The following is a 570-nucleotide window of genomic DNA, read 5'->3' on the forward strand; positions in this document are numbered from 1 at the left end:
ATGGCTTGATAGTGCAGCCCTCTTACCTCATAGCTGATACAACGCAGAAAGGGCATAGCCTTTTCTAAGTTGATGCAGCGGTCTTCCTCAAGATACTTTAATAAGTGTGGAGGTAAGGTGTCTGATATTTCTATCAGGCTTCTTACTCCACTTGTAGACACTGCTTGTCTGATACTTTCTTGCTTGGAAGTGCCTTGAACACTTTCTCTACGAGGAACGTGCGTTATATCGGGAGAATTCTGCCCCAAAATGCGGATGACTTCCGACAGTGTGCAGCCCTCTAACCGCATACAAAGGTCGATAATACTTCCGCCCCTGCCTTCGACATAGTCTATCCAGAGGTTCTTCTGTGTGTCCACCTTAAAACTCGGATGCGTTTCCTCTCTGAGTGGTGAGCGGTACAGCGCATAGGAAGGTGTCCTACGTACAGGCTTGATGCCTTTCCTTTCAAAATACTCCACGATGGGGTATCGCTTGATGAGTGATAAATCTTCTTCTTTCATTGTCGTATTGTTTTATTGGTTGAACATTTTTCCATTCTGATTTTTATATCGGATTATATTTTGATTA

General features: G+C 43.7%; 1 pseudogene. It reads right to left on the reverse strand.

Features of this window, described 5'->3' with window-relative positions:
* A pseudogene (locus HMPREF9018_RS06905) lies at positions 1-503 on the reverse strand (toprim domain-containing protein); the annotation flags it as partial.
* Between the last annotated feature and the right edge of the window lie 67 nt (positions 504-570).

It is taken from the genome of Prevotella amnii CRIS 21A-A, assembly GCF_000177355.1.
Lineage (GTDB): Bacteria > Bacteroidota > Bacteroidia > Bacteroidales > Bacteroidaceae > Prevotella > Prevotella amnii.